The sequence below is a fragment of the Candidatus Poriferisodalis multihospitum genome (assembly GCF_028283155.1).
Classification (GTDB): Bacteria; Actinomycetota; Acidimicrobiia; order Acidimicrobiales; family Poriferisodalaceae; genus Poriferisodalis; species Poriferisodalis multihospitum.
The window spans coordinates 21,758-48,055 of sequence record NZ_JAPYOK010000091.1; the positions used below are offsets into that span (position 1 = coordinate 21,758).

The following is a 26,298-nucleotide window of genomic DNA, read 5'->3' on the forward strand; positions in this document are numbered from 1 at the left end:
ATGACTTGACCCCTCGAAAGCAGCGGACTGAATCGCAGCCGAGCAAAAGCGCTCCAGAAACTGTGGGCTAGATCTGCCATTAACTGTAGGTTAATGTTCCTAGGAGTTGTAGGTTCCATGGTTTACGCGCTCGGCGGCCAAGGAAACAACAGGCAATGTCCGATACTCTCAAGCCTTCTGGCTACATAGCCCGTGTTACCGACGCCGCCGTTGCCGCCGCGCTCGAGGCAATGCCCACGGTCGTCATCGAAGGGCCAAAGGGTTGCGGCAAGACGTGGACAGGTCGGCGGTTCGCTCGCAGCGAGATCCTGTTCGACCGAGATCTGAACGCTCGACGCTCCGTGTCCGTGGCACCGGGCCTCGCTCTCGAAGGGCCCGAACCGCGGCTGCTCGACGAATGGCAGCTCGCTCCAGAAGTTTGGAACCAGGTGAGGCACGCCAGCGATGAAGACCAGCGCAAGGGCCGGTTCATCCTCACCGGATCGGCGGTCCCCGCTGATGACATCACCCGCCACTCCGGCGCAGGACGCATCGCACGGATTCGGATGCGTCCAATGTCGCTGGTCGAAACCGGCGAGTCCACTGGCGACGTGTCGGTGGGAGCTTTGCTTGACGCGAAACCGGTGAATGCACAGCGACCGGCGACAAGCTTCAACGATGTCGTCGATGCCCTCTGCCGCGGAGGCTGGCCGCAGCTGTCAGACGAGTCAACGGCCGAGGCCCAGCTGTTCTTGGACAACTACCTCGATGACGTGTGCCGCACCGATGTGGCAGCTGTGGATGACGTGGCGCGCGACCCGGCCGGAATCGCACGGTTGATCGCATCCGTCGCACGAAACATCGCCACGACCACGTCGTTCTCCAAGCTCGCCGCGGAAGCCGCTGGCGACCGGCCACTCAATCGCACGACGGCCACCGAGTATCTGCGCGCGCTGGAACGGCTCTACGTCGTTGAGGACGCTCCAGCCTGGCGTTCCCATCTTCGTTCACGAGCGACGCTGCGGGCTGCGCCCAAGCGCCACTTTGTCGACCCGTCACTCGCAGTCGCCGCCCTCGGGGGTAATCCGCAGCGGCTCTTGGCTGACCTCGAGGCGGTCGGATTCCTCTTCGAGTCATTGGTAGTGCGGGACCTGCGCATCTACAGCCAAGTCAACCGGGCATCTGTTTTCCACTATCGCGACAGTGATCAGCTCGAAGCCGACGTCGTCATCGAAGCCCGCGACGGCCGGTGGATCGCCGCGGAGGTCAAGCTCGGTGGCGAGCGCGACATCGAGCAAGCCGCTCAGTCGTTGAAAAGGCTTCGTGACAAGGTCGACACTTCACGAGTCGGCGAACCATCCAAGCTCCTGATCATCACCGCGACCGGATACGGCTATGACAGGCCCGACGGCACCAGCGTGGTGCCGATCACGGCGCTCGGCCCCTGAAATGCGCGAGCTATCGGCGGCGAAAGCGATTCACGCGCTGGCGGCTGCCTGCACCGTGGCGGTGACCTCGGGCGTCAGGTCGAGGTTGTGGAAGTTCTGGAGCCGCTCGATGGTCTCCGCGTAGCGTTCGCGCTTGCTGGCCTCCCGCTCGGGGGCACGCTCGGCGAATTCGGGCATGACCTCCTTGGCGAACAGCTCCATTGACTCGCAGATGTCCTCGTGGCGGTTGCGGCCCGCCTGGCTCACGAAGATCAGCTCGTCGACACCAGCATCCTCGTACGCCCGCACGAACTCGCGGATCTGGTCGGGCGTGCCAATGCAACCGCGCAGCGAGTCGAGCCCGCCAGCCGACACCAGGTTCTCCGCGCCCTCCGAGCCGACGGCCGCCTGCACGGTGGCGGTCAGCTTCGCAAAGCCCATCTCCTCACGGTTCTCCTCGAACTGGGTCCAGATGTCGGTGGCGCCCGGCGTGTGGGTGCCGAACGCGTAGTAGTGCAGCAGCGAGTAGGCGAAGAAGTGGAAGCCGTCGAGGCCCCGGTCGATCGCGGTCTGCTCATCGCGATGGCACATGAAGCCCGTCGTGACCGCGATGTTGGGGTTGGGCGCCAAGCCGGCTGGATCGGTGCAGGCCTCGAACGCGGCGTAGTAGTCCGAGACCCACTGGCGGGCCTCGTCGGGATCGATGAAGGAGAAGCTCAGCGCACCGAGGCCTCGCTGGCCCGCCATCAAGATTGTGTCGCGCTGGCTGCACGCCACCCACATCGGCGGGTGCGGGCGCTGCATCGGCTTGGGCACAACGTTGCGCGCCGGCATCGAGAAGAACTTGCCGGTGTGCCCCTCGTACGGCGACTGCGCCATCATCTTGGCGATCTCGGGCACCGCCTCTTCCCACATGGCCCGCTTGTCGGCCCGCTCGATCTCGAAGCCGCCGAGCTCCATGTCGCTCGAGGTTTCGCCGGTGCCGAATTCGACCCGTCCGTTCGAGATGATGTCGAGCGTGCCGATGCGCTCGGCTACCCGAGCCGGGTGGTTGTAGCCCGGCAGCACCGGCACGATGCCGTGCCCGATGCGGATGTTCTGGGTGGTCGCGGCGCAGGCCGACAGGAACACCTCGGGCGCCGATGAGTGCGAATACTCCTCCAGGAAGTGGTGCTCCACTTCCCACACCGTGCTGAAACCCAGCTTGTCGGCGAGCTGCACCTGCTCAAGTGCCTCGTGCACGATGCGGGCCTCGGCCCCGTCGTCCCACGGACGCGGCAGCTGGTGTTCGTAGAAGATGCTGAAGCGCATGCCGGTTCCTTTCGCGTTCAGTCTGCGGCCGCGATGCTGGCAAAGGCGGCATCCACGATGCGACCGCCCCGCGGGTCGCCGGTGATGGCGGCATCCATCCGATTCATCACGTAGGCCACCGAGGCGCGCACGTCGAAGTCGACGACGGCGATGGACCCGCCCCAGCCACCCCAGTGCATGTGGTTCGGGTTCGGGCTGGTCACCCAGCCGTCGAGCTGGCGAGCGAAGCCCAGGCCGTGCCGCAGTCGCAGCATCAGCACTTCGTCGATGTTGTCGACCTGCTCTTCAAGGCCCTTGCGCGCCCCGGCCTCGGACATGATCCGAACGCCATCCACTTCTCCGCCGCAGGCCAGCATTGAATGGACCCGCGCGACCGCGCGGGCATTTCCGATGCCGCCCGCCGCCGGGATTTCGGCTGCTCGCCACGCACGCGTCCGGGGTTCGGTGGCGTCAAGCGAGCAGCTCGCCAAGGTGCGCACAGCGATCGAATCGGGGTCGATCGGCACGCCGCTCGCTTCGAGCACCGCCAGCAGGGACGGGGGCGGAAGCAGCTCGCCGACTCGGTGGTCTTCCGACGCGGGCAGGCTCATCCAGAAATCCGCGCCGAGCGGCTCAGCGATTTCGGTGCGGAACCAATCCGCCATGCGCTTGCCGGTGATGCGGTAGAGGATCTCACCCTCGAGATTGCCCTGGGTGACGGCGTGGTAGCCCGACTTGGTTCCTGGCTCCCACCACAGTTCCTGGGCAGCCAACCGTTCGGCGATCGCGTCGAGGTCGTATAGATCCTCTGCCGAGACCGGCGGCACGAATCCGGGCAGCCCCGCCGTGTGCGACATGACGTGCCGCACCAGCACGCCTTCCTTGCCGTTCTGTGCGAACTCGGGCCAGTACTCGCACACCGGCGCATCGAAATCCAGCTCGCCCCGATCGGCCAACGCGAGCATGCACGTCGCCGCCATGGTCTTGGTGGTGGAGTACACGTTCACGATCGTGTCCCGGTCCCACGGGGTGCCGTTCGTGTCGGCGTCTCCGGCCCAGATATCCACGACAGACTCGCCGTCGACGGTCACCGCCGCAGCAGCACCAACTTCGAGGCCTTCGCCGAAGTTCCGCTCAAAGGCGTCGCGAACTGCCTCGAATCCCTCCCTGCACGTGCCGTGTATCTCCATGACCTGCCCTTCGTGCCATGTCGGCCCACACGGCCGCCAATTCGGGGCTCATCATGGCAGTAGCTGCATGCACTCGCCCATGCCGAAAGTGTCAGTACAGGACGCTGCGCGGCCGCGGGTGGCCTCCGCACTCAGGTGGTCGGCGCAGTAATCGGCGGTGCTGTGCCGAAGTCAGCCCAATCCGTGACGACGCTGAATGATCCAGCGCCGTCGATGACGGCGGTGTAGCTGACCCGCCTGATCAGGTCGTCGCGATCCACCCACACGTCGAGCTGGACGTTGTCGAGTCGCTGAGGCGATTCCTGATTCGTCATGGTCATGAACATGCCGAGCGACATGAGGAAGCCGGCCCCTGCGCCAGCAGGCAGGGAGTGCGTGCGGTAATGGGCCACCGTCACGCCGTCGAGACTGGTGTCGCCCACCTCCACGAAGTCGAACACGGCGCCGAGATCGTCGATGGTGACGCCGAACGTCAGATTCGACCTGACGGGTGCGCTGGAATCCTCGGATTCCGGAGCCCAGACATATGGATGGGGGCCCTCCCACGGTCCGTCGCCGGTCGCTCGATACGCCTGATCGCCGATGACCACTTCGGCGTAGGAACCCAAATCCGGGATGCCTGCCTCGGGCACTGCGGGTCCGGATGTCAGCCGATACTCGAAGCTGCGGTCCGAGAACACGCCTTCGATCATCATCTCCCACGGCTCGGCCAAGACATCGAAGTCGAACGTGACCGTCGTGGATGTGGTGGCTGAGCTGCTCACCCCGATCGTGGCCTCGACAGCCTCGTGCACGGCAGCAGTGGCATCGCGACCGGTGCCAGTGTCGTACACCACGATCGTCGCAGCCGCGACGACGGCGATCACCACCGCCGCGGCAGCTGCGCTGATCCAGCGTCGGCGAGCGGGCACGCCGACTGGGGACGATCTTTTCGGCCCGCGAACAACTCGAAGCCGCGGAGATGCCTCCCCGCTGTCCGCCAGGATTGACTCCAGCAACTGGGCCGGCTCCGGGTCCGTCGCCGAGGCCAGCGCATCGACGTTGACCGGGTTCGCCCGGCGCAGATCGGCGAGCAGTCTGTCTTCGATACCGGCACCAGTCATGAAGCACTCCCTTCGCCTGCGCTGGCGTCATCAAGACGACCAAGGCGCGCAGCGAGTCGTTTGCGGGCCCGATGGACGCGGATGGCCGAGGCGTTCGCCGAGATGCCGAGCACCTGGCCGATCTCGGCATGGCTGAGCTCCTCCCACGCCACGAGCATGAGCACTTCCCGGTCGGCTTCAGACAGGGCAGCGAGGGCCGCCGTGATCAGCGTCGAGCGCTCGCCGACCTCGGGCGCGACCGGTTCGTCTGCCTCCGCGGGGCGGACCAGGCGCAGCCGATCGTGCGCCGCCTGGCGCCGCCGACTGGAGCGTGTGGCGTTGCGGATCATGTTGCGAGCCACGCCGAACAGCCACAGCCGCTCGGAGCCCTCGGGGACGTCGTCGCGACGGCGCCACGCTGTCAGCAACGTGTCAGCGACAACCTCGTCGGCAGTTGCGGCATCGACCCTGCGGCGGGCGTACGCCAGCAACGGCCGGTACGCCTCGGCATAGAGGTGCCGGAACCAGGCCTCGTCGTGAGCGGCGACCATGCAGACAGCCATCATGGCTGTCATGTCCGCTTCTGCCTGACTCTTTCGCGGCGCCGTCACGCATGCTGTCCGGCGAAGTCGTTGACATTCGTGCCGACGATGCGATCATCGACGCCTACCTTGGTTCCGAGGTACACGCATGAGCAGCACCGATACCCAGACGCCAGCCGATGCACTCGGGCCAGCCACAACCCCTGCGCTGGAGGTGCGCAACCTGGTGGCCGGCTGGGGCGGTGTGCCCGCCGTGCGCGACCTGTCGCTGCACGTCCATCCCGGCGAGGTGGTGGCGCTGCTGGGGCCCAACGGCGCCGGCAAGACCACCACGCTGCTGACCATCGCCGGGATCCTGCGGCCGATCGACGGCGAGATCGATGTGCTCGGCGAGCCGCTCGGCGGGGCCAGCGCGCACCAGGTGGCTCGCCGGGGCGCCGCGTTGCTGCCCGAGGATCGCGGCATCTTCTTCCAGCTCTCCGTCGCGGAGAACCTGCGCCTGCACCGGCACCGTCGCAGCGAAGTGACCGAAGCCGACATCATCGGCTGGTTCCCCGCGCTCGAGGCCCTGCTGGATCGCCGGACTGGGTTGCTCTCGGGGGGCGAGCAGCAGATGCTGGCGCTGGGCTGCAAGCTCATCGCCGATCCGAAGCTCCTGATGGTGGATGAGATGAGCCTCGGGCTGGCGCCGATCATCGTGGAGCGCCTGCTGCCGGTGGTACGACGCATCGCCGACGAGACCGGCACCGCCGTGCTGCTCGTGGAACAGCATGTGCATGCCGCGCTCGCGATCACCGACAGGGCGTATGTACTCAATCACGGCGAGCTGGCGCTGTCGGGCACTGCGGACGAGTTGGCGCAGCGACCTGAGGTGCTCGAAGCCAGCTACCTCGGGGAGCGCACCCTCGACCACGAGTAGCGTCGGGGACTCCATGAGATATCTACATGCACGATCATTGGTGCTGCTCGTTGCGTTCTGTCTTCTGGCAGCTGCGTGCGGCGGTTCAGACGGCACTGGCGACGACGCCCCGACCACCACAGCTTCGGGCGGCGCCGCCACGGACACCGGCACGGCGACCGACGCCACGACCGGCGACGGCACCGGCGGAGCTGCAGCAGGAGGCGACGACGCGTCGGGCGATGGCGCACCGATCGACCGCACCGGCGAGGTCATCCGGGTCGGCTATGTCAACAACGAGGGCGGCAACATCTCCCTGCCCGAGCTGCGCATCGGCGGCGAGGTAGCCATCGGGGTGATCAACGACGCGGGCGGCATCCACGGCGCCAGGATCGAGCCGATCTTCTGCCTCTCCGACGGCACGCCCGAGAGCGCCATCAACTGCGCGATCAAGCTGATCGAAGAAGACGTCGACATGGCGTACATGGGCGTCGAGCTGGGCTCCGAAGCGGCATTCGGACTGTGGCTCGACGCCGGCATTCCCTACGTCTCGTCGCACTCGTGGGGCCAAACCGAGAGGAACAGTCCCGGCTCCTTCCTGCTCCACGTGGCGACCGGGGCATTCGCCGTGGGCCCCGCCAAGACCTTCTCCGAACTCGGCATCGACCACATCGCAGTCGTCGTCCAGGACTCCTCCACCGCCCTGGACTTCATGGACAACATCATCGCCCCGGTGCTCGCGCACTACGGCATCGAGATGGAGCGCGTCGTGGTCGACATCGCAGCGCCCGATTGGACCGCCGCCATCGCGGCGGCGCAGTCCGCTGGCGTCGAGGGAATGATGGGCCAACTCGACGAGTTCGGCTGCATCGGCATGGTCGGATCGGCCGCCGCGAGCGGCTTCGACAAGCCGATCTTCGCCGGGTCCTGCACGCTGTATATCGACGTGCTCGGGCCTGCTGCCATCGGCACATACACCCAGGGTGACCAGTGGGTCCCATGGGTTGCCGAGTTTGCACCGCCCGATATCCAAGAACGGCTCGCGCAATACGCCGACCACATGACCGCGGCCGGTCACGAGCAGCTGATCGAGGGCTTCGCCATTGCCCCCTACGGAGCATGGCGCGAGATCAAGTTCATCCTCGAGACCATCGAGGGCCCGATCACCTCCGAGTCGATCACCGACGCCTTCGCCAACGCCGGCGAGACGCCCGGATGGTTCGGCCCCAACCTGCGCTGCGGGCAGGCACCGTGGCCGCCAGAGTCCTCGCACTGCATGTCGCACATCATGGTGTGGCAGGTGGTCGAGGCCGACGACGGATCGCTGCGCCGGATCGTGGTCGGCGACGGACTCTTCGACGCGTACGAGCTGAGCGGACTGTAGGGAGGCTGAGCCCCGGACCCAGCCAGAAGAACCGTCAATATCCACACAGCCTCCGACGCATCTGCGAGCATCTGCGGATGAGTGATCGGGCAATCTGAGGCGGATCTGCCGAAGTGGACCAGTACCTGCTCTTCGCGATCATCGGCTTGGGATCGGGCTGCCTCTACGCGGCGCTGTCGATGGGCTTGGTCATCACCTACCGGGGCACCGGCATCATCAACTTCGCCACTGGCGCGATGGCGATGTGGGGGGCGTACGTCTACGACGAGCTCAGCGACACCGGCGATCTCGTGCTGCCGCTGGTGCTCATTCGCAGCCGCATCAGCCTCGGAGGCAGCTCGGGCAGCGTGCCCTTCGGGGTGGCCATCGTCCTCGCCGTGCTGTCGTGCAGCCTCGTCGGGCTGTTGGTGCACTTCTTGGTCTTCCGGCCGCTCCGGCGAGCCCCGATCCTGGCTCGCGTGGTCGCGTCGGTCGGCGTGCTGCTGATCATCCAAGCCCTGATCGTGATGCACTTCATGAGCAGCGCCCGCGTCGTCGCTCCGATCCTGCCCAACGAGCCAGTGAGCTTCGCAGGGGTCAGCTTCTCTCGCGATCGCCTCTGGCTCACGGCCGTCGTGCTGCTGACCGCCGCCGCGGCATGGGCGTGGTTCCGCTTCACGCGCTTGGGGCTCGCCACGCGGGCCTCGACCGAGAACGAGCGGGCAGTCAGTCTGGCCCGCTACTCGCCGCAGGTGCTGGCCGGCTCGACGTGGGTGCTGTCGAGCACGATCGTCGGCTTCCTGCTGATCATGGCCTCGCCGATCGTCTCCCTCAGCCCGTGGACCTACCTCTCGATCGTTCCGGCACTCGCCGCGGCAGTCATCGGTCGGTTGCTGTCCATCGCCGTCACCGTGGCGGCCGCATTCGGGCTCGGCATCTTCCAGTCGATCGTCGTGTACCAGACCACCAATCCATGGTGGCCCGATTGGGCGATCACCGGCATACCCGACGCTCTGCCGTTCGGGGTCATCGTGATCGCCCTGTTCGGCTTGGGTCACAACCTGCCGACCCGTGGCGCCGTCGAAGCCGATGCCCTGCCCGAGGTCGTCCGGCCGAAGATGCGGCCGAGCGTGGTCGCATCGGCCGTGGTGGCGGCCGGAGTGCTGACCGCCGTGGCACAGGGCAGCTACCGCATCGGGATCATGACCAGCATGATCATGACGATCGTCATGCTGTCGCTGGTGGTGCTGACCGGCCTCGTCGGCCAGATCTCGCTGGCCCAGGCTGCCATCGCGGGAGCCGCGGGCTTCGCGCTCAGCAAGCTGGGCGATTCGGTTGGCATCCCGTTTCCCATCTCACTGCTGCTCGCAGCGCTCATGGCCACCGCCTTCGGGCTCGTGGTCGGCGTCTCCGCCCTGCGCATACGCGGCGCACAGCTCGCGGTCGTGACACTGGCGGGAGCGGTCGCGCTCGAGGAGTTCGTGTTCCGCAACTCCGCCATCACCGGTCGGTATGGCAATCCCATTACAGGTCCTTCGTTGTTCGGCGCGAACCTCAGCATTCGCGAGGGCAGGAACTTCGCCCGCATGGAATTCGGCTTCCTGGTGCTGGCCGTGGTGACCGTGTGCGCCATTGCCGTGGGCAACCTGGCCCGAAGTGCGACAGGGCGCCGCTTCCTGGCCGTTCGTTCCAACGAGCGGGCGGGCGCGTCGGTCGGCATCAATGTTGCGGGCACGAAGATGCTGGCGTTCGCGCTCGCGTCGTTCCTGGCTGGCGTGGGCGGCGCATTCATCGGCTACAGCCGGGGCCAGCTCTCCGCGGAGAGCTTCGCCGTGCTCATCGGCCTGAGCTTCTTGGCGCTGGCCTACCTGTGCGGGATCACGAGCGTGCCCGGCGCCATCATCGCCGGGCTGTTCGCCCCGCTCGGCATCGTCTACATCACCGCAGATCGGATTGCCGAACTAGGCCGGTGGTACCAGTTGGTGGCTGGAGTCGCACTGGTGGCAACTGCGATCTTCTTCCCCGAAGGCGTGGCAGGCGCGTACCGCCAGAACCTCGCACGCTTGCGAGCATTCCGGTCACGCAGGCGGGCCCGGGCCGAGGCGCGCGAACGCAGCGATCTCGGCGCGACGCCCACCGAGCCTGGCGCCGGGACGGCGGGCGAGTCGGTCCGTCTGTCGGAATATCGGCGCAAGGAGCGCCAGCGCAGCTTCGAGGGCGCACCGGTCGTGCTGGCAGTGGAGGATCTCACGGTGCGCTTCGGCGGGCTGAAGGCGCTGGACCAGGTGTCGCTGCGAGTCCGTGAGGGCGAGATCGTGGGATTGATCGGACCGAACGGCGCCGGCAAGACGACGCTGATCGACGCACTGACGGGTTTTGTGCCGTCCCGTGGGCGTGTGACGTTCTGCGAGGAACGGCTTGCCCGTGAAGCTCCCCATGTGCGAGCCCAGCGGGGGCTGGCACGCACGTGGCAGTCGCTCGAACTGTTCCATGACCTGACCGTGCGCGAAAACGTGCAGGTTGCCGCCGAGCGGTCCTCGATGCGCTCGGTGCTCGCCGATCTCGTCATACCCGAGCGGCCAGCGGACACGTCGCGGGTTGATGCAGCGATGCAGATCGTCGGCTTGGTCGGTGACACCGAGACTCGTCCAGCCAACCTCCCGCTCGGCCGCCAGAAGCTGGTCGGTGTTGCACGCGCGCTGGCGTCGGAACCCCGGGTGATGCTCGCTGACGAGCCAGCCGCAGGATTGACCACTGCGGAGAGCATCGCGCTGGGCGTGCGCCTGCTGGACGTGGCATCGGAGGGCGTGTCGATCTTGCTGATCGACCACGACATGAATCTCGTGCTCGACATCTGCGACTACATCTATGTGCTCAACTTCGGTCAGATCATCGCGGAGGGCACGTCAGCGGAGATCCGGGCCCACCCGCGCATCAGGTTCGTCTGCATCGGGATCGAGAGCGGCAGCGTCCTCGAGAACTTCGTCGAGCAACGTGTCGACGCCAGCTTGCAGTTCGAACGTGGCCTGACGGCTGGACCCGATCAGCCCTGCTTCTTGAGCGATGAGCGGAAGCCGGTGCCGCAGCGAGTCGAAGAAGTTCGCCTCCCCGTTGCCAAAGGCAATGAACTGGCGAGCCAACGGGACCAATTGAGGATGTACCTCGCTTCCGCCCTCCTGCTCCAGATACGCAATGCTCGCCTCCAGGCGGTGAGCTGCGGTCGCAAACCTCTCCTCGGCTTCGGCGATCAGCGTCGGCTCGGAGATGATGATGGCGATGATGAGGCCAGAGAAGGTCCGGAAGAGCGAGTTGAAGATCAGCGTCAGGTGCCGGTACCGCAAGAGCTCCTCACGTGACAGCGGTTCAGAACCGCTCACCCCGTCCTCGATGAACTCGCTCCTGCCGGTCAGCATGTAATACAGCTGGTTGTCGAGGCTCGAGACCACCGCCGGCCGAAGCTGGTAGTCGAAGAAAGCCCTCAGCTGCGCCCGTTGACCCGCGGCGGATTGGAGAGCCTCGACGAGTTCGGCGCGGCCATGGTGAATCTGGTCGACGTTGGATTGCAGACCGTCGACTGCTGAGTGCATAGGCAGGGCGGCGTCGCCATGGCCTGCGCCATCGAGGACGTCCAGGTGCTGGCGAATGCCGGACAGATCGGCTGCGACAGCGTCGCGAATCGCCGGCAACTCACCCAGCGGCGTCGTGGGGGCGCTTCTGGCCGTAGCCACGGCCGCAACGGAACCCACGTGCTGGTCAACTGCCAGAGCTGCATGCAGAACTTCGGCGATCCCGTGGTACCCATCGACGGATCCGACGCTGGCGACCGCTTGAGTCAGGAGCGCCGTGGCCTCCGCCTGCAGCGCCGCCGCGGTCCCATCAATTGCGGCAATGTCACGCGCCTCCTGCGCGGCCAGACCCAAGCGGATCTTCATCATGTCGATCATGTTCGCTTCGCCGTAGGCGCCGTCCACGAGTTCCCTCGCGAGCGGAATCAGCGTTGGCTGCAGATCTGGGTGGGGGTCTTCAGCGAATACCCCGATGCTGTCTTCGAGCTGGTACATCACCAGATCGACGTTTTCCTCGACCGTGGCAACGAAGGCAATATCCGACTGTCTGGCCGCAACCTCGAGGAGGACCGATCCTTGGTCGACTTGCTGAGTCATGAGCGCGAGGCGCGAGTACCGCAGCAGGTCGTCGGGTGTGACAGCTTCGCTGCGGTCGGTGATCAAGCCATAGAACACGTCGTCCTCGCTCGCCACCGACGCAGGCACCAGTTCCCAATTGGTCATGGCAATGATCTCTTGCCGGCGTCGTTCGGACTCGCGTCGGACTTCGGCAAGGGCGAGTCGCCGTCGTTCGATCTCTGCGGAGCGCTGCACAAGCTCATTGGTCAGCTCGCGCATCGTCGCCGATGCCTGCGAATGCCCTGAACTCTGCAGAACGTCGAGTTGCTCATACAGCGTTTCAATCTCTGCGTCCATCGAGGCTCGGGACTCCGCCAGAGTCTCTGCTGTCATGCCTGCGTGGGTTGCCACCGTGGCAGCGTCCGCCAACGACTTCACCTGCCGCACAACTGCCAGCGCGCTCGTCACCGCACCAATGTCGGGTTCGTCATCGGCCGGAGCCGCCGAGTCGCCGGCAACGACCCAGCCGACGGCCGTGCTCGCAGCGATGATCGCAAACACGACCAGCGTGATCGTCGCGAGCCGGGCCGACACCCGCAAACGGCCCATTACTGCGAGTCCCCAAGATTGGCCACCGGCACGAACCTGCCGTCGTCGTTGATCACCGTCAGCAGGACTTCGTCGGATCCCTGGTTGTCGTCCGGGCCGTACTGCAGGCTGACGCCGGACAGGTCGATGGCCTCCAGCTCGGCGAATGCGCCCAGGAAGCACGCGCGGGTCACATCTGCTCCGCACGTTTCGAGTGCCACGATGGCCAATCGTCCCGCCAGGTACCCCTCCAGCGAGACGAACCCGGGCACTGCGCTCGGATCGAGCTCGCTGAGCGCCTCCCGGTACTCCGCCACGACCGGGGTCCCGGCATCGTCGGGAATCGGGACCACCTGTGTCACGTACACACCGGGCGCTTCATCTCCCAGCTCCTGCGCCAGCGCATTGCTTCCCACGAACGAAACGGCCATGAAGACCGGATCAACGTCCATGCGCAGCAGCGAGATCGCCTTGGCCACCGGCTGGTAAGCACCGATGAAGATGACCGCCTCGGGCTGTGAGTCTGCGATGTGGAACACCGCAGCCTTCACCGCGCTGGAGTTCCGCTCGTAGTACCAAGTGGCAACGGGTGCCAGCCCGCGTTTGTCGAGGGCCTCGGTCACACCGTTCAAGCCGGATTGGCCAAACGAGTCGTTCTGGTACATGACCGCCACCCGGGTGACGCCTAGGTCTTCGGTGAGGCGCTCCACCATGTGCTCGGTTTCCTGCGCGTACGAGGCTCGCAGGTTGACTACCGAGTTGAGATCGGGATCGCGCAGGAAGCCAGCGCCGGTCAACGGTCCGACAAACGGCACAGCCCGCGACTCGGCGAGCGGGACAGCCGAGCGCGACGTCGGCGTTCCCACCTCTCCGATCAGCGCAAACACTCGCTCTTGGGTGATCAGGTCACGTGTGCTGGCGAAGGCAAACCCCGGCTCGTACCGGTCGTCTCGCGTGACCAGTTCGAGCATGCGGCCGTGTACCCCGCCTGCTCGGTTCTACTCCGCGAACGCGGCCTCGATGCCCAAGCGCATGGCATGTCCCAATGCCTGCGCCGGACCGCTGAACGCCGCAGACTGCCCGAACAGCACACGATCATCGGAAACGCCGGGGCTCGCCGGATCGCCGGGCGCCGGTGCTGTCACCGGCGCGGGCGCCTCTGATGTACCGGCCATTGCATCATCATCCGGCGTGGTGCCGGTGAACGCCGCCACCAGGATGGCCACGCCCGCAACCAGAGCTGCCAACCGCCCAGTTGCCGGGGGGAGGTAGGTAGACATGGCGTCCTTCCTTTGCTGAGAGTCGCGGGAGCGCCGCATCCATCGATGGATACGGGGATCGCAGGTCCAGCTACATGGCGCTCGGTGATAGCAGCGATTATCTGGGTGAGTGTCGTGACATCCCGGTGGGCGGGTCCGACGTGTCCGGCGGCTGCGATCTAGCTCGGGGAGCCAGCAGCGGCAATTGCCGCGTGGATGCGGGCTGGACTCAGGGGCAGTTCGTCGACGGTGATGCCCAACGGTGCGAGGGCATCGCACACGGCGTTCGCTATGGCTGCATACGGGCCGAGCGTGCCGCCCTCGCCTACGCCGCGGATCTGGTTCAGGTTGTGCGCCGGATCGGCGACATGGCCCAACTCGATCGACGGCACCCGGTCGGCGGTGATGGCCAGGTAGTCCATGAACGTGCCCGAATGCAGCTGGCCGTCGGCGTCGTAGACGAAGTGCTCGTACAGCGCGCCGCCGATGCCCTGCGCGATGGCACCGTGCATCTGGCCTTCCACGATCATCGGGTTGATCACGCGGCCGGTGTCCTCCACGCACACGATGCGCTGTAGGTCCACCTCGCCGGTGTCAAGGTCGACCGCGACCACGGCGGCTTGCGCGCCCGCTGCGAACGTGCCGGTCATCGGGTCGTAGAAGCGCATGGCCTCCAAGCCGGGCTCCAGGCCGGGCGGCAAGCGGTGGGGCTCGAAGTACGCCACCTGGGCGACCTCGCCGATGGTGACGCCGACCGCGGGCGCGTCCTGCGTGTGGATGAAGCCGTCGTCGATGCTCAGCCACTCAGGCTCGGCTTCGAGCAGGTGTGCCGCAATGACGAGCGTCTTGGCCAGCACGGTGCGGGCAGCCAGCGTTGCTGCACCCGAGCCGATGACGCCCTGGCGGCTGGCGAATGCACCCATGCCGAACGAGATGCGATCGGTGTCGCCCATCTCGACGGTCACCTGATCGACACTGACGCCGAGTTCAGCAGCCACCACCTGCGCCATGGTGGTTTCGAGGCCTTGGCCTTGCGAGGTGACGCCCATGGCAGCGGTGATCGTTCCCGACGGGTCCACGCGCACTTCTGCCGACTCATGGCCGGTGCGGAACGGCAACCGTGGACCCGCCGAGGCTTTCTGGCCGAGACCGGTCAGCTCGTTGTAGCAAGCAAAGCCGATTCCCAACGCACGCCGTTCGACTCCCGCAGCGCGGGCTTGGGCCTGGTGTGATCGGAACCCGTCGTAGTCGACGAGCTCCACGGCTTGGTCGAGGCAGTCGAGGTAGGTGCGTGAGTCGTGCACCAGCCGCGTGGGAGCGGTGTAGGGCAGGTCGTCGGGAGCCACGAGGTTGCGCCGGCGGATATCGAGGGGGTCCATGCCGAGTTCGGCGGCTGCATCGTCGAGCAGTCGCTCCATCACGAACACCGTCGCCGGCCGGGCGACACCGCGGTACGGGCCGGTCGGCGTGGTGTTGGTGGCCACGCCCAGCACCTCGCAGCGGTAATGGGCGAGCTTGTAGGGGCCGGTCAGCAGGCCGCCGGCCATGAGCGGCTCGATGCCCGCCGTCCACGGCGGTGAGCTGTAGGCGCCGACATTGGCATGCAGCACCGCGTCAATCGCCACCAGCGTGCCGTCCGCGTCGAAGCCGGCCCGCACCGAGTACTGGTGGTCACGGGCATGCAGCGCAGTTGCCATGTGCTCCGATCGAGTCTCGACCCACCCGACAGGACGGCCGAGCCGCCGAGCGAGTTGGCTCACCACGACGTCTTCGGGATACAGCGCCCCTTTGATGCCGAACCCGCCGCCGACATCGCCGACCACCATGCGCACAGCGCTGTCGGCCACGCCGAGCACTTTGGCCATGCCGGCGCGATGCAGGTACGGCACCTGCGAGGTGGCGTGCAACGTCAGCTTGGTGCCCTCGCGATTCCAGTGAGCCACGGCGCCGCGACCCTCCATGGGCGTGGCACCGTGCCGGTTGGTGCGGTAGTGACGTTCGAGCACCAGGTGCGAGCCGACAATTGCTGCGTCCGCGTCGCCGGCATCGAAGGTGCGGGTGACGATGAGATTGTCGGGTGCGATGTCGTGCACCGGTTCGGAGGGATCCGTCGCAGCAGCCACGGCATCGACGTGCACCCGGAGTTCGTCGTAGGTCACCTCCACCAGCTCGGCGGCGTCGGCCGCTGCCGCCGCCGTGGTGGCGATCACCGCAGCGACGGCCTCGCCCTGGTAGCGCACCTTCTCGGCCGCGAGCACCGGCTGGGGGGTGTTCACATGTGTCTGCAGTGCCGACTCGGCGATGAGCGCCAAACCGGCGAAATCCGGGTCGGCGCCAGTCGCAACATCGACCACACCGATGGCCTGCCGGGCAGCCGACACATCAACCGAGACGACCCGCGCATGGGCGACCGGACTCCGAACGAACGCCACGGCGAGCTGCCCGTCGTAGCGGACGTTCGCGATGTAACGACCGCGCCCTTGCAGCAGCCGGCTGTCTTCGCGCCGGGGCACGGGCTTGCCGAACGGACCGCCCTCGGTGGGCGTTGTTTCATCCAGCCGGAATGGCTCGTCTGCCACGCTGCTCTCTTCTCCGCCGGTTCCCGACCGGCTGCTCTGGCGCAATCCGGACGGAGGCCTCGCTCACACCATCGAGTAGCCGCCGTTGACGGAGATGGTCTGGCCCGTCGTCCATCCCGACAGTGGCGAGGCCAGCAGCAGCACCATCGGCGGCACGTCGTCGGGCACACCGACCCGCCGCAGCGGATACATCTTGGCGATGCGAGCCATGCGCTCGTCGTCGGCATTACCGGTGTGGTGGGCAAACCGCTCCGAGCGCACCAACCCGAGCGACACGGCGTTGGCGCGGATGCCGTTGCGGCCGAATTCCTTGGCGATCGACTTCATCAGGCCCATCGTGGACGCCCGAGTGGTGGCCACCCCCGCCAAGCGGCTCTCGCCCACACGGCCCGAGTCGCCCATGAGCGACACGATCGAGCCTTCGATGCCCGCATCGACCATGTGGCGTACGACGGCTTGAGTCATGCGCATGGTGCCCATCACGGTCACGTCCACCATGCGCGCCAGATCGTCGGGGTCAGCATCGACAAACGGCCCGGTGTCGGTGTAGGCGGCGTTGTTGACCAGCACGTCGATGCTGCCGAACTCGCTGACCACCTCATCGACTGTGCGCTGCACGTCGTGGCCGCTGGTGACGTCGCAGCGGATTGCGAGCGCCGCGCGGCCCGCTTCCTGCGCTGCGGCTGCGCCCTTCTCGGCACCCTCGCTCGAAGCGTTGAAGGCGAAGGCCACGTTCGCACCCTCGTCGGCGAACGCCGCAGCGATGGCCAGACCAGGACGTTCTTTCCCGTCAACTGCAGATCCATCGCATGCTCCGATTCGTGTGCCCGTGCCCGCACGGCACTCCGTCAGTCTGCCGCTATCAGCACGTGAGCGCCCGCGCGCCCCGGCACCGCGCCGCCACGACGGCAGCGAGCTCTGTCGTAATCCGGTGCAGCCGGTCTGCGGGCTACCGCTATGGTGGCGACCATGGCGTACAAGCCGGCGGAATACCACCCCGCTTTCGAGGAGTACTCCGAGACGGTATACGAGCTGGCGGAGGACGGCGTCGAGGTCATCCAGGCGCGCATCGCCGAACGCCTCGACGTGTCGCGCCCGGCCGTGTCGGAGATGATCCGGCGCATGCAGCGCGAGGGCCTGGTCCAAGTCGACGACGAGGCGCACATCAGCCTCACCGACGAGGGCGAGGAGATCGCCACCACCGTGGTGCGTCGGCACCGGCTGGCCGAGCGGTTCCTGACCGACGTCTTGAAGCTGAATTGGGCCGACGCCCACCACGAGGCGGGCCGCTGGGAGCACGTGATCTCCCCGGTCGTGGAACGGGCGATGATGGACCTGCTCCACGATCCGAACACCTGCCCGCACGGCAACCCCATCCCCGGCTCCGACTACACCGCGCCAACGAACGCGAGGCCGCTCGCAGACATCGGGACGGCCGGCGGCTTCACGGTGCAGCGCATTCCCGAAGAGCTGGAGTTCGCACCCGGCCAGCTCGAATTCTTGGAGCAATCCGGGCTCATGCCGGGCCGATCGGGAACCGTCATGTCGGTCTCGCCGGACGGCACCGCCACCGTGGAGATGGATGAGGGCACGGTGGGCGTCAGCGCCTACACCGCTGAGCGCATTCTCGTCACTGCAGGCGACTGAGCGATCCGGCGCCCGCCGTGGCGCCTCTCAGCTCGGTGCCCGCGTGGGCATCGGCCCGCTCCGCCGAGCAATGACTTGCGCGCTGTCACACGCCGCGCTTGCGCGCGGTCACACGCCGCGCTTGCGCGCGGTGCGTTAGCACTGCCTAACATGGGTCATAAGGAGTCGTGCACCACGGTGGTGCGCGCTCCAGCACAGCGCCGGGGTCGCCGACGTCGATGATCGTCTGCCAGTGTCTTGCGACGAATGAGGCCGCCATCCGGAGACTCGCCGCGCACGGTGGCACGACAGTCCGCGACGTGTCGATGGCCTGCGGTGCCGGGACCGACTGCGGCAGCTGCGTCGCCATGATCCAGGCCGTGCTCGACCAGTGCGTGCTCGAGGCCATCGACCCCGAGCATCACCCTGTCCACTCGATTGCATTCGAGGCGATCGCGGTGGGCGCCTAGCTCCTGGGCCCCGGGCCCGAGCGGCCCGCGACCGGCGCGAACACAGGCGGGAAGCAACAGCCAGCGTGCGCTGTCGTCTGCCGATTCGGATTGCTCCGGCATGCGCGTAGGGTGGAGTTCATGCAGGGATCACCCGAGGTCATCGAATTCTTGAACGAAGCGCTGACGGCCGAGCTGACGGCCATCAACCAGTACTTCGCCGCCTCGAAGATCGCCGGCAACTGGGGATATGACCGGTTGGCCTCCAAGTACCACGAGGAGTCCGTCGAGGAAATGCGCGATGCCGAGAAGCTCATGGAGCGCATCCTGCTGCTGGATGCGCTGCCCAACATGCAGCGGCTGGGCACGGTGATGATCGGCGAGACCGTGCCAGAACAACTTGCCCTCGACCGGCAGCTCGAAGAGCACGCCATCGAGCGGTACCGCACTGGCGTGCGGCTGTGTCTCGACCACGGCGACGCCGGTACCCGGGAGCTGCTGGAGCACCTGCTGGTCGGCGAGGAAGAGCATCTCGACTGGATCGAAACCCAGCAGAGCCTCATCGAAGACATCGGCATCGAGCGGTACCTGCTGAGCCAGATCGGCGACGACTAGCACTCCTCAGCGCTTGAGCAAGTACGTGCGCCCGCTGCGGCGGCGGAATTCTCAGCGGCTAGGGGTGAAGTTCGATTTCGGGGTCGTAGGCGGCGGCCGCGAACCAGAACGTGTCGATGTGCTCGATGGGCTGCAGCTGAGCGCCCGCCAGGGGGCCGTCGAGCGCCCGGCCGAGTATCGACCAGGTGGAGCCGGTCTGATCGTCGGTGAATGCTCCCGGCCCGGCCGAGCTCGCAGCGTCGGGCATGCGGCTGAAGGTGAGAGCCTGACCGTCGACGTTGGGGTCGAACACGCCGGTAGCTCCGACATCACGGCCGAAGGCCACCTGCTGGTTCTGGATCGGAGTCGCCGTGCCCGGGAGATGAAGTGCGATCACCGTCGTGCCGCCCAGGCTCAACGGCAGCACGCCTGCTGAACTCAGCGTGTCGAGCTGCACTGCCACCGAGGCGTCGCCGTGGCGGACGACCAGCACGCGAGTCTGCGGTGGCAGGCGATCGTCGGGGGTGCCGCCGAAGAAGGTTGGGCTTCCATTGGGAGTGTCGTAGTTGACGTAGGGATTGGTGCCGTATGAGCGCCCGAAGCCTCCGGGACGTGTCATCACGAGGCCGTTGGGATGCTCGTCGAGGAACGTCTCGAAGGCCACGGTGGCCATCGGGATCAGCTCGAGCTGGGATCCGGTGAGCGCGCCCGCGATGGCCTGACCGGTGTAGTGGGCCCACAGGCTCTCGGTCTGGCGGTCGTACATGACGAGTGCCGAGTTGTAGAGCCGGCCCGAAGTGCCGAAGTCGAAGATGCGATCGCCGAGCTGGCGGTAGTACCCGATAGCCGTGTTGCACAGCGGGCAGTAGGTGATGGTGACCGGCTCGCCACCGACGGTGTCGTTGACGATCTCGTGCCACAGCAGCACCTGCACCGGATAGGCGCGGGCATCACCGTTGAGCGTGAGCGTGACCACGGCTTCCTGGGGCTGCAGGAAGCCGACGTCGGCGGCCCGCTCGAACTCCGGTGCGTCGATGGAGGGGATGCCGTCGGGTGGCGGCCCGCCGGAGAGGACATCGAGGGGCGACACCAGCGGTTCGGGCAGCAGGGGCGCAGTCATGCCCTCGCGCAGCGCCGAGACGGTGGACTCGCGCGGGCCGCCGGGGATCTGGGTGACCCTGACGTCGACGATCACCTCGGCCGGCGTGGTTGCCGGCGGCGCCGCTGCGGCCGTCGTCGCCGGCGCGGTGTCGGCGCTCGCTGCCCCCGTCGCATTCGAACCCGTGGTATCGGGTTCGGACGGCTCGTCGCTGGACGAGTCATCGGCACACCCAAGCGCGATGAACATGAGCGCTGCTGCCAGCAGCACCAGCACGCCGCGGGCGCCGCGCCCTCGTACAGCCGCGAGCTTCAGCCGGAATCGATCCAGACGGCGGCTGGTCGTCGTGCCGGCGCGGATGTCAGCCGGAACGGATGCCGCTGTCGTGAGAGCCATCGTGCGACGCTACTCCGGCCGTTCGCGCCTCCATGTTCAGGGCGCTGACGCAGGTGCGCTCCGGCAGATGCCAGAGCGCCCACGATGCGGCCGGTTCGTCGACGAGGCGCCGGGCGTTCGTGCACCGCTGTGCCAGGTCATCGTGGGCAACGACCAGCTCGGAGCACAGTCGGTCGCCGTAGTCCAGCTCCACCCGTTCGTGGTCGATCTCGGGCAGCTCCAGGCGGTACAGCCACAGTGCGTACTCGGGTACCGACGCCCGGTCGTGGGCGAGACAGGTCAGGCCGTCGTCGACGGCGTCGGCCACGGTGCCTGCCGCGACCACCTGGTCTCGGGCGACGGCGCCCACATCGGCCAGGTGGCGGTGGTTCGAGACGGTCGCGACAGCTCCCAGCACGAGCACGACCGTCACAAGCGCACCCATGGCAACGCCTGGGACGCTTGCCGCGTCCACGCGGGCAGCATCCGTTGCTGCGCCTGATGTCGGCGCTGGGGCTGATGCAACGATCTCTCCGTGGTCCACCGGTGCACGCCCGCGCAGCGCTACGGCGGCCAGCACCATGCCGAGCAGGGCCACGACAAGAGCCGCAACGGCCACCGCACCCAAACGCTCATCGAACAAGATCCATGCAGGACTGAACGACAGGGTCATGATGCGACGCGGCGCAGCGTCGTAGCCACCCGCAGAACCAACGACCACCGCGCACGCGATCACCGCCACGGCCGCGCTCGCGCCCAGAAGTGACGATGCATTCGGTCGGCTCCGCCGGCGGGACGCGAGTTGTGCCAGCGTCACTGCAACAAGCGGCACCGCCCACGGGTCGACATAACGCCCGTAGAGCAACGCGTCGGCCCGTGCGCTGCCTGTCAATGTCCAGCCGCCGAGCATCACGGCTCCGATCGCGCCAAGCGCCAAACAGAGCAACGCTGCCGTCAACGGATCGGGAATGCTGGCAGACCGATTGCGGGCCAGCCAGATGGCCGCACCGAGGCCGGCGACCAGGCCGATCAAGCCGAGCCCGGCCGTGCCCCCGCCCAAGGCCAGCAGCTGTCCCGACACGGTGGCGATTGGTTCGGCGCCACGATCCAGCTGCGCCGCTTCGCTCAGGCGCTCCGTCGGCCACGTGTCGGTGAGGGTCAGCGCCACGGCCGTCGCTGTGCCGCCGGCGGCCAGTCCCACGCCGAGAGCGGCCCAGGCACGGCGGCCGATGCGGCACAGCAGCGCCGTCGCCACCACCGCCACCACCAGCACGATCATGCGGGCGTGCAGTGCCACGGCCAAGGTTGCGAACAACCCCGCACGGGCCCACGCCCGCCGGCTCGCCGCGGAGCCGGCATGCAGCACGGCGAAGGCCACTGCGAGCGCCGCTACGAGCACGAACAGAGTGAGCAGAGTCTCGGGCCACGCGATGCGCGAGGCAGCCGACAGCGACGGATGGACCGCCGCGATCAACCCGGCCGCACCCGCCACCCACCAGCGCCGCGAGCCCACCAAGCCGAGTCGACCGGCCACCACCACTGCGGCGGCCGCCGCCAGCGAGTTGACGACCAGCGCGAGGTAGTGCACCACCTCGCCCTGAGTGTCCAGCAGCGAGACCTGCGCTACGGCCACCAGCGGCGCTATCACCAGCCCATAACCCGGCTGGAACGGGATGTGGCCAAGCGCGAGCCCGTCGCCGCCGACCCATTGAGCGATGCCCAGGTATGCCGGCACATCGGGCACTGCCACCGGCCCGCCGGCCACGATGGCGATGCGCAGATGCACCGCCAGCAGGGCGAGCAGCACACCCATTCCCACTGCGGCCAATGCGAAGACCCGCGGCGCGTCACGCTCCATCCCGCTGCGAAGGCTGTCACGAATTCCCGCGACGCGATGCACTCGCAAGCGCGAGAGCCCAGTGCCCCCAAGGCCGCACGGCCGGGACATCGCAACCGTCGGTTCATCTAACATCGGTTAGGTTTCGAGGAGGGGCGGACCATGGCAGACAGCCCGACCACAATGACCTCGCACGCTCGTCCGGCGGTCAGCATCGACCCGGAGACGGGTCGCAAGATCTTCAACACCCGAGCGGCGAAGGCGTCAGAGAAGATCGACGGCGTGGGCTACTCGGTCAACGCAGATGAGCATCTGAAGGAACTGCCTCCGCCCCCGCCCGGTGCCGTGTTCAACGCCGAAGAGCAGGCCAAGTACCGCGACTTCAAGGAAGCGCGCCGGGGCGCCGCCGACTACATGGCCATGGAAGGCGAGTTCAAGCGCTATCTCGACGACGTCTATTCCGAGCCGCCGATCGAGCGCGAAGCGCTCGACGACGAGTGCGAGGTGCTGTGCATCGGTGCCGGATTCGCCGGGCTATTGCTGTGGCACAAGCTGAGCAGTGCCGGCTTCACCGACGTGCGCTTCTGCGAGAAGGGCGGCGACGTCGGCGGCACCTGGTACTGGAATCGCTACCCGGGAATCGCCTGCGACGTGGAGTCGTACAGCTACCTGCCGCTGCTCGAGGAGATGAAGTACATCCCGACGATGAAGTTCGCCTCAGGCTTCGAGATTCTCGAGTACTGCCAGGCGATGGCCGACAGGTTCGGCTTCTACGACCACTGCCTGTTCCACACCACCGTCGACTCCACGGTGTGGGACGAGGAGACCGGACGCTGGACCGTCTACACCGACCGCGGCGACGCCATGAAGGCTCGCTACGTGATCCTGGCCAACGGCATCCTCACCAGCCCGAAGCTGGCCCGCATCGACGGCATGGCCTCCTTCGCGGGCGAGTCGTTCCACACGTCGCGCTGGGACTACAACATCGACCTCGAAGGCAAGCGGGTGGGCATCATCGGCACCGGCGCCACCGCCGTGCAGGTCATCCCCGAGATCGCCAAGGTGGTCGGCGAGCTGTACGTGTTCCAGCGGACGCCGTCGTCGATCGACGTGCGCGACCAGCGGGAGACCGACCCCGAGGAGATCGCCGAGTGGTCGAAGGAGCCCGGCTGGGCGCGGGCCCGTCGCAAACGGTTCTCGCGCATCTCGTCTGGCCGCACGGCCATCAAGGCCAATGACGACTACCTGGCCGGCCGGGTCGATGACTTCAAAGAGCGCAAGCAGCACGCCCGCAAGCTGTCGCCCGACGAACTGGTGCAGAAGCAGCTCAACACCAACTTCCGGATCATGGAGCAGATACGGGCCCGGGTGGACGCCATCGTGGACGACCCGGCCACCGCCGAGGCGCTCAAGCCGTACTACCCCTACGGCTGCAAGCGGCCCACCTTCCACGACGAGGAGGGCACGCGGACCTTCCTGGGACTGCACAGCCACGGCTTCCCGAACCTGTTCATCGTGTCGGGTCCCCAAGGCGGCGGCGGCAGCTTCAACTTCACCGACGCCATCGACACCCACGGCGACTACATCATCTGGATGCTCACCGAGATGCGCGACAAGGCGTGGAACGTGGTGGACATCACCGAGGACTCAGAGGTGAACTACGCCGAGCACTGCCGGGTCGCCGACATCACCACCGCCCCGCTGCGCGACTGCCTGTCGTACTACAACGGCCACGGCGACGCTCAGCCCGGGAGCTTGGCGTACTACGGCGGCGGCTACTGGCACAAGTGGCGGATCGCCGCGCAGGAGTCGCTCGATCCGTACCTGTTCGAGTTCAAGCCCGACGAGTTACCCCAGCCCGCCGGCTAGCTGCCCGCCGACCGGGTCGACCGCCGGCGGAACTCGGTTCTCCGCGGCGGCACCTCAGCTGATGCGGCGGGTCAGCGGTTGGACCACTTCACCTGGCGGCGTTCCAGGAACGAGGCCATGGCCTCGCGGCTGTCCTCGGTCAGCGACGACATAATCTGCGTGCGGTTCTCGAGGTCGATGCCGGCGCGCAAGCTGCCGATCTCGAGGTTCGACCACATGACTTCCTTGGTCATCCATACGCCGAAGGGGCTGTTGGCGGCGATCTCGGCCGCGACGCCGAGGCAGGTGTCCATGAGGTCGTCGTCGGGCACGACGGCGCTGACGAGCCCGATGCGCTCGGCTTCGGCGGCGTCGATGACCCTGCCGGTGAGCATCAGCTCCCAGGCCCGGGAGGCGCCGATGAGGCGGGGCAGCATCCAGCTCACGCCGATGTCGCAGCCCGAGATGCCGAGGCGCACGAACGCGGTGCCGAACTTGGCTCGCTCGGCGCAGTAGCGGATGTCGGAGGCGCAGGCGAGCGCGAATCCGCCGCCCGCTGCCGCCCCGTTGATGGCGGCGATGATCGGCTGGCGCACGTCGCGCATGTGGTGCACGAGCTCGGCGATCTCCTGCTGCACGGCCATGCCGCGCTGGGGCGCGCCTAGGTCTTCGGTGCCAGGCACGCCGCCGAAGCCAGTGAGGTCGAGTCCGGCGCAAAAGCCGCGGCCGGCGCCGGTCAGCACGACCGCACGAGTGTCGTGGTCGGCGTCGACGGCGCTCAGCGCGTTGTGCAAGTCGGCCACGAGCCCGTGGGTGAGGGCGTTCAGCCGCTCGGGTCGGTCCAGGGTGATGCGCGTCACGCCTTCGGCGGGCGTGTCGATGCTCAGGTTCTCGTAGGTGTCGGACATCTCGGCATCCTCTCGCTGGCGTATGCGGTGCGGCGACAGCACAGTAGCCAGCGGCGTCGAGGCACCCTCGGGCGCGTCGAATAGGGCCTGAGTGGCTTGCGTCAGCGACCGTGCGGATGGCTGCGCGGACCAGATCTGCTGACGTCTGGCGGGATGGCAGACAATTGATTCGGGGCGGTGCCCGTGGCGGCCGCGGCGGTCGCGCGGTGCAGCCCACAATGTGCCGATGGCGAACGGCAGCGGCGGGAACTGCAGCAGCGGCACCCGCGGTGGGCGGCGGGGGCGTTCGAGCCGGGTCGCTGCGCGCACCGCAGGCCCGGTGCTGTCTGCGGAGCAACCCACACCGCGCCCGTGGCGACGACGAGGCGCTGGAGCTCTTCCGGGCTGCCGGGGCGCGGGCCGACGGCGTGCGGGTCCGCTTCGAGCCCGGCCTGGCTCGAGAGCTCTGCTCCACCGCGCCGAGCCGGTTCGCCCTGTGGGGCCGCGACGGCCGGCGCGTCGAGATCGGCGGCGACCACGTGGTGTTCACGCCGGTGTACGGGCCGCCGTTCGTCACCGATCTGGATGGCGGCCGGCGCTATGCCACCATCACCGACTTCGAGAACTTCGTGAAGCTGACGTGGATGTCGCCGTGGCTTGCCCATGGCAGCGGCACGGTGTGCGAGCCGGTCGACGTGCCGGTCAACAAGCGCCACCTCGACATGGTCGATGCCCACCTGCGCTGGTCGGCCAAGCCGTTCATGGGGGCAGTGACGGCGCCCGAGCGGGCCGAGGACTCGATTGCGATGGCTCGCATCGTGTTCGGCGCCGAGTACATCGAGACGCACTGCGTCATCCAGGGCAACGTGAACGTCAACTCGCCGCTCGTGTGGGACGACACGATGAGCGGCGCGCTGAAGGCCTACGCCCGGGCGAACCAGGGCTGCCTCATCTCGCCGTTCATCATCGGCGGGGGCATGGGCCCGGTCACCCAGCCAGCGCTGATCGCCCAGGCCCATGCCGAGGCAATGACCGGAATTGCGCTGACCCAGCTGGTGCGGCCCGGCTCGCCGATGATCTACGGCAACTTCCTGACCACCATGGATCTGCGCTCGGGTGCGCCCACGTTCGGCACTGCCGAATCGACGCTGGCCACCTACGCGATCGGCCAGCTCGCCCGACGGTTGGGCCTGCCGTTCCGCTGCGGCGGCCACTACACCGCCTCGAAGATCGCCGACGCGCAGGCCATGCAGGAATCGGCC

At 67.3% G+C, this 26,298-nt stretch carries 19 protein-coding genes and 1 pseudogene; 9 read left to right on the top strand and 11 right to left on the bottom strand.

Annotation, left to right across the window (positions count from 1 at the left end):
• Window positions 1-155: 155 nt before the first annotated feature.
• Window positions 156-1,427 carry an ATP-binding protein gene (locus VI480_RS09365; protein ID WP_323672567.1) on the top strand — a complete coding sequence of 424 codons (1,272 nt, stop codon included), beginning with the start codon at window positions 156-158 and terminating at the stop codon, window positions 1,425-1,427.
• 30 nt (window positions 1,428-1,457) lie between these two features.
• Here the strand turns inward: VI480_RS09365 and VI480_RS09370 are convergent, their stop codons facing one another.
• The 4 genes from VI480_RS09370 to VI480_RS09385 form a co-directional block, all read right to left on the bottom strand.
• Window positions 1,458-2,717 carry an LLM class flavin-dependent oxidoreductase gene (locus VI480_RS09370; protein WP_323672568.1) on the bottom strand — a complete coding sequence of 420 codons (1,260 nt, stop codon included), beginning with the start codon at window positions 2,715-2,717 and terminating at the stop codon, window positions 1,458-1,460.
• Between the two features lie 17 nt (window positions 2,718-2,734).
• Window positions 2,735-3,886, bottom strand: a complete 1,152-nt coding sequence (locus VI480_RS09375) for a serine hydrolase domain-containing protein (RefSeq protein ID WP_323672569.1) — start codon at window positions 3,884-3,886, stop codon at window positions 2,735-2,737.
• A 131-nt stretch (window positions 3,887-4,017) separates the two neighbouring features.
• A complete protein-coding gene (locus VI480_RS09380; RefSeq protein WP_323672570.1) occupies window positions 4,018-4,989 on the bottom strand; it encodes a hypothetical protein in 972 nt (323 codons plus the stop codon).
• Window positions 4,986-5,543, bottom strand: coding sequence for an RNA polymerase sigma factor (locus VI480_RS09385; protein ID WP_323672571.1), 558 nt, complete (start codon window positions 5,541-5,543; stop codon window positions 4,986-4,988). Before VI480_RS09385 ends, VI480_RS09380 begins: the two co-directional genes overlap by 4 nt.
• A 115-nt stretch (window positions 5,544-5,658) precedes the next feature.
• Here VI480_RS09385 and VI480_RS09390 point away from each other — a divergent pair, with 115 nt between their 5' ends.
• The 3 genes from VI480_RS09390 to VI480_RS09400 all read left to right on the top strand — a co-directional run bounded on the left by VI480_RS09390 (window position 5,659) and on the right by VI480_RS09400 (window position 11,127).
• Window positions 5,659-6,429, top strand: a complete 771-nt coding sequence (locus VI480_RS09390; RefSeq protein WP_323672572.1) for an ABC transporter ATP-binding protein — start codon at window positions 5,659-5,661, stop codon at window positions 6,427-6,429.
• A gap of 13 nt (window positions 6,430-6,442) precedes the next feature.
• Window positions 6,443-7,792 carry an ABC transporter substrate-binding protein gene (locus tag VI480_RS09395; protein WP_323672573.1) on the top strand — a complete coding sequence of 450 codons (1,350 nt, stop codon included), beginning with the start codon at window positions 6,443-6,445 and terminating at the stop codon, window positions 7,790-7,792.
• A 113-nt stretch (window positions 7,793-7,905) separates the two neighbouring features.
• The gene (locus VI480_RS09400) at window positions 7,906-11,127 is read left to right on the top strand and encodes a branched-chain amino acid ABC transporter permease/ATP-binding protein (protein ID WP_323672574.1); all 3,222 of its coding nucleotides are present in this window, start codon (window positions 7,906-7,908) and stop codon (window positions 11,125-11,127) included.
• Window positions 11,128-12,503: 1,376 nt separating this feature from the next.
• Here VI480_RS09400 and VI480_RS09405 read toward each other — a convergent pair.
• The 4 genes and pseudogenes from VI480_RS09405 to VI480_RS09420 all read right to left on the bottom strand — a co-directional run.
• Window positions 12,504-13,469: pseudogene (locus tag VI480_RS09405) on the bottom strand (ABC transporter substrate-binding protein); the annotation flags it as partial.
• Between the two features lie 12 nt (window positions 13,470-13,481).
• The gene (locus VI480_RS09410; RefSeq protein WP_323672575.1) at window positions 13,482-13,763 is read right to left on the bottom strand and encodes a hypothetical protein; all 282 of its coding nucleotides are present in this window, start codon (window positions 13,761-13,763) and stop codon (window positions 13,482-13,484) included.
• A 158-nt stretch (window positions 13,764-13,921) separates the two neighbouring features.
• On the bottom strand, window positions 13,922-16,321 hold the full coding sequence (locus tag VI480_RS09415) for a xanthine dehydrogenase family protein molybdopterin-binding subunit (protein WP_323672576.1): 2,400 nt from the start codon (window positions 16,319-16,321) through the stop codon (window positions 13,922-13,924).
• A gap of 63 nt (window positions 16,322-16,384) precedes the next feature.
• A complete protein-coding gene (locus tag VI480_RS09420; RefSeq protein ID WP_416246672.1) occupies window positions 16,385-17,053 on the bottom strand; it encodes an SDR family NAD(P)-dependent oxidoreductase in 669 nt (222 codons plus the stop codon).
• A 237-nt stretch (window positions 17,054-17,290) separates the two neighbouring features.
• On the opposite strand from VI480_RS09420, the gene VI480_RS09425 reads away from it, so the two are divergent.
• The 3 genes from VI480_RS09425 to bfr all read left to right on the top strand — a co-directional run bounded on the left by VI480_RS09425 (window position 17,291) and on the right by bfr (window position 19,011).
• Window positions 17,291-17,968: a metal-dependent transcriptional regulator gene (locus VI480_RS09425; RefSeq protein ID WP_323672578.1), complete on the top strand. Its 678-nt coding sequence runs from the start codon at window positions 17,291-17,293 to the stop codon at window positions 17,966-17,968.
• Between the two features lie 218 nt (window positions 17,969-18,186).
• On the top strand, window positions 18,187-18,417 hold the full coding sequence (locus VI480_RS09430; RefSeq protein WP_323672585.1) for a (2Fe-2S)-binding protein: 231 nt from the start codon (window positions 18,187-18,189) through the stop codon (window positions 18,415-18,417).
• Window positions 18,418-18,537: 120 nt separating this feature from the next.
• On the top strand, window positions 18,538-19,011 hold the full coding sequence (bfr, locus tag VI480_RS09435) for a bacterioferritin (protein WP_323672579.1): 474 nt from the start codon (window positions 18,538-18,540) through the stop codon (window positions 19,009-19,011).
• Between the two features lie 58 nt (window positions 19,012-19,069).
• Here bfr and VI480_RS09440 read toward each other — a convergent pair whose 3' ends face one another.
• Complete coding sequence (locus VI480_RS09440; protein WP_323672580.1) at window positions 19,070-20,485, bottom strand: DUF3179 domain-containing protein; 1,416 nt, start codon at window positions 20,483-20,485, stop codon at window positions 19,070-19,072.
• The gene (locus VI480_RS09445) at window positions 20,451-22,322 is read right to left on the bottom strand and encodes a hypothetical protein (RefSeq protein ID WP_323672581.1); all 1,872 of its coding nucleotides are present in this window, start codon (window positions 22,320-22,322) and stop codon (window positions 20,451-20,453) included. The genes VI480_RS09440 and VI480_RS09445 overlap by 35 nt, the downstream gene beginning before the upstream one ends.
• A gap of 141 nt (window positions 22,323-22,463) precedes the next feature.
• Between VI480_RS09445 and VI480_RS09450 the strand changes: the two genes are divergently transcribed.
• Window positions 22,464-24,170 (top strand): NAD(P)/FAD-dependent oxidoreductase, encoded by a 1,707-nt coding sequence (locus tag VI480_RS09450; protein WP_323672582.1) that lies wholly within the window; start codon window positions 22,464-22,466, stop codon window positions 24,168-24,170.
• 71 nt (window positions 24,171-24,241) lie between these two features.
• Here VI480_RS09450 and VI480_RS09455 read toward each other — a convergent pair whose 3' ends face one another.
• The gene (locus tag VI480_RS09455) at window positions 24,242-25,057 is read right to left on the bottom strand and encodes an enoyl-CoA hydratase/isomerase family protein (RefSeq protein ID WP_323672583.1); all 816 of its coding nucleotides are present in this window, start codon (window positions 25,055-25,057) and stop codon (window positions 24,242-24,244) included.
• Window positions 25,058-25,275: 218 nt separating this feature from the next.
• Between VI480_RS09455 and VI480_RS09460 the strand changes: the two genes are divergently transcribed.
• Window positions 25,276-26,298 (top strand): trimethylamine methyltransferase family protein (locus VI480_RS09460; RefSeq protein ID WP_323672584.1); only part of this gene is annotated, 1,023 nt, incomplete at its 3' end.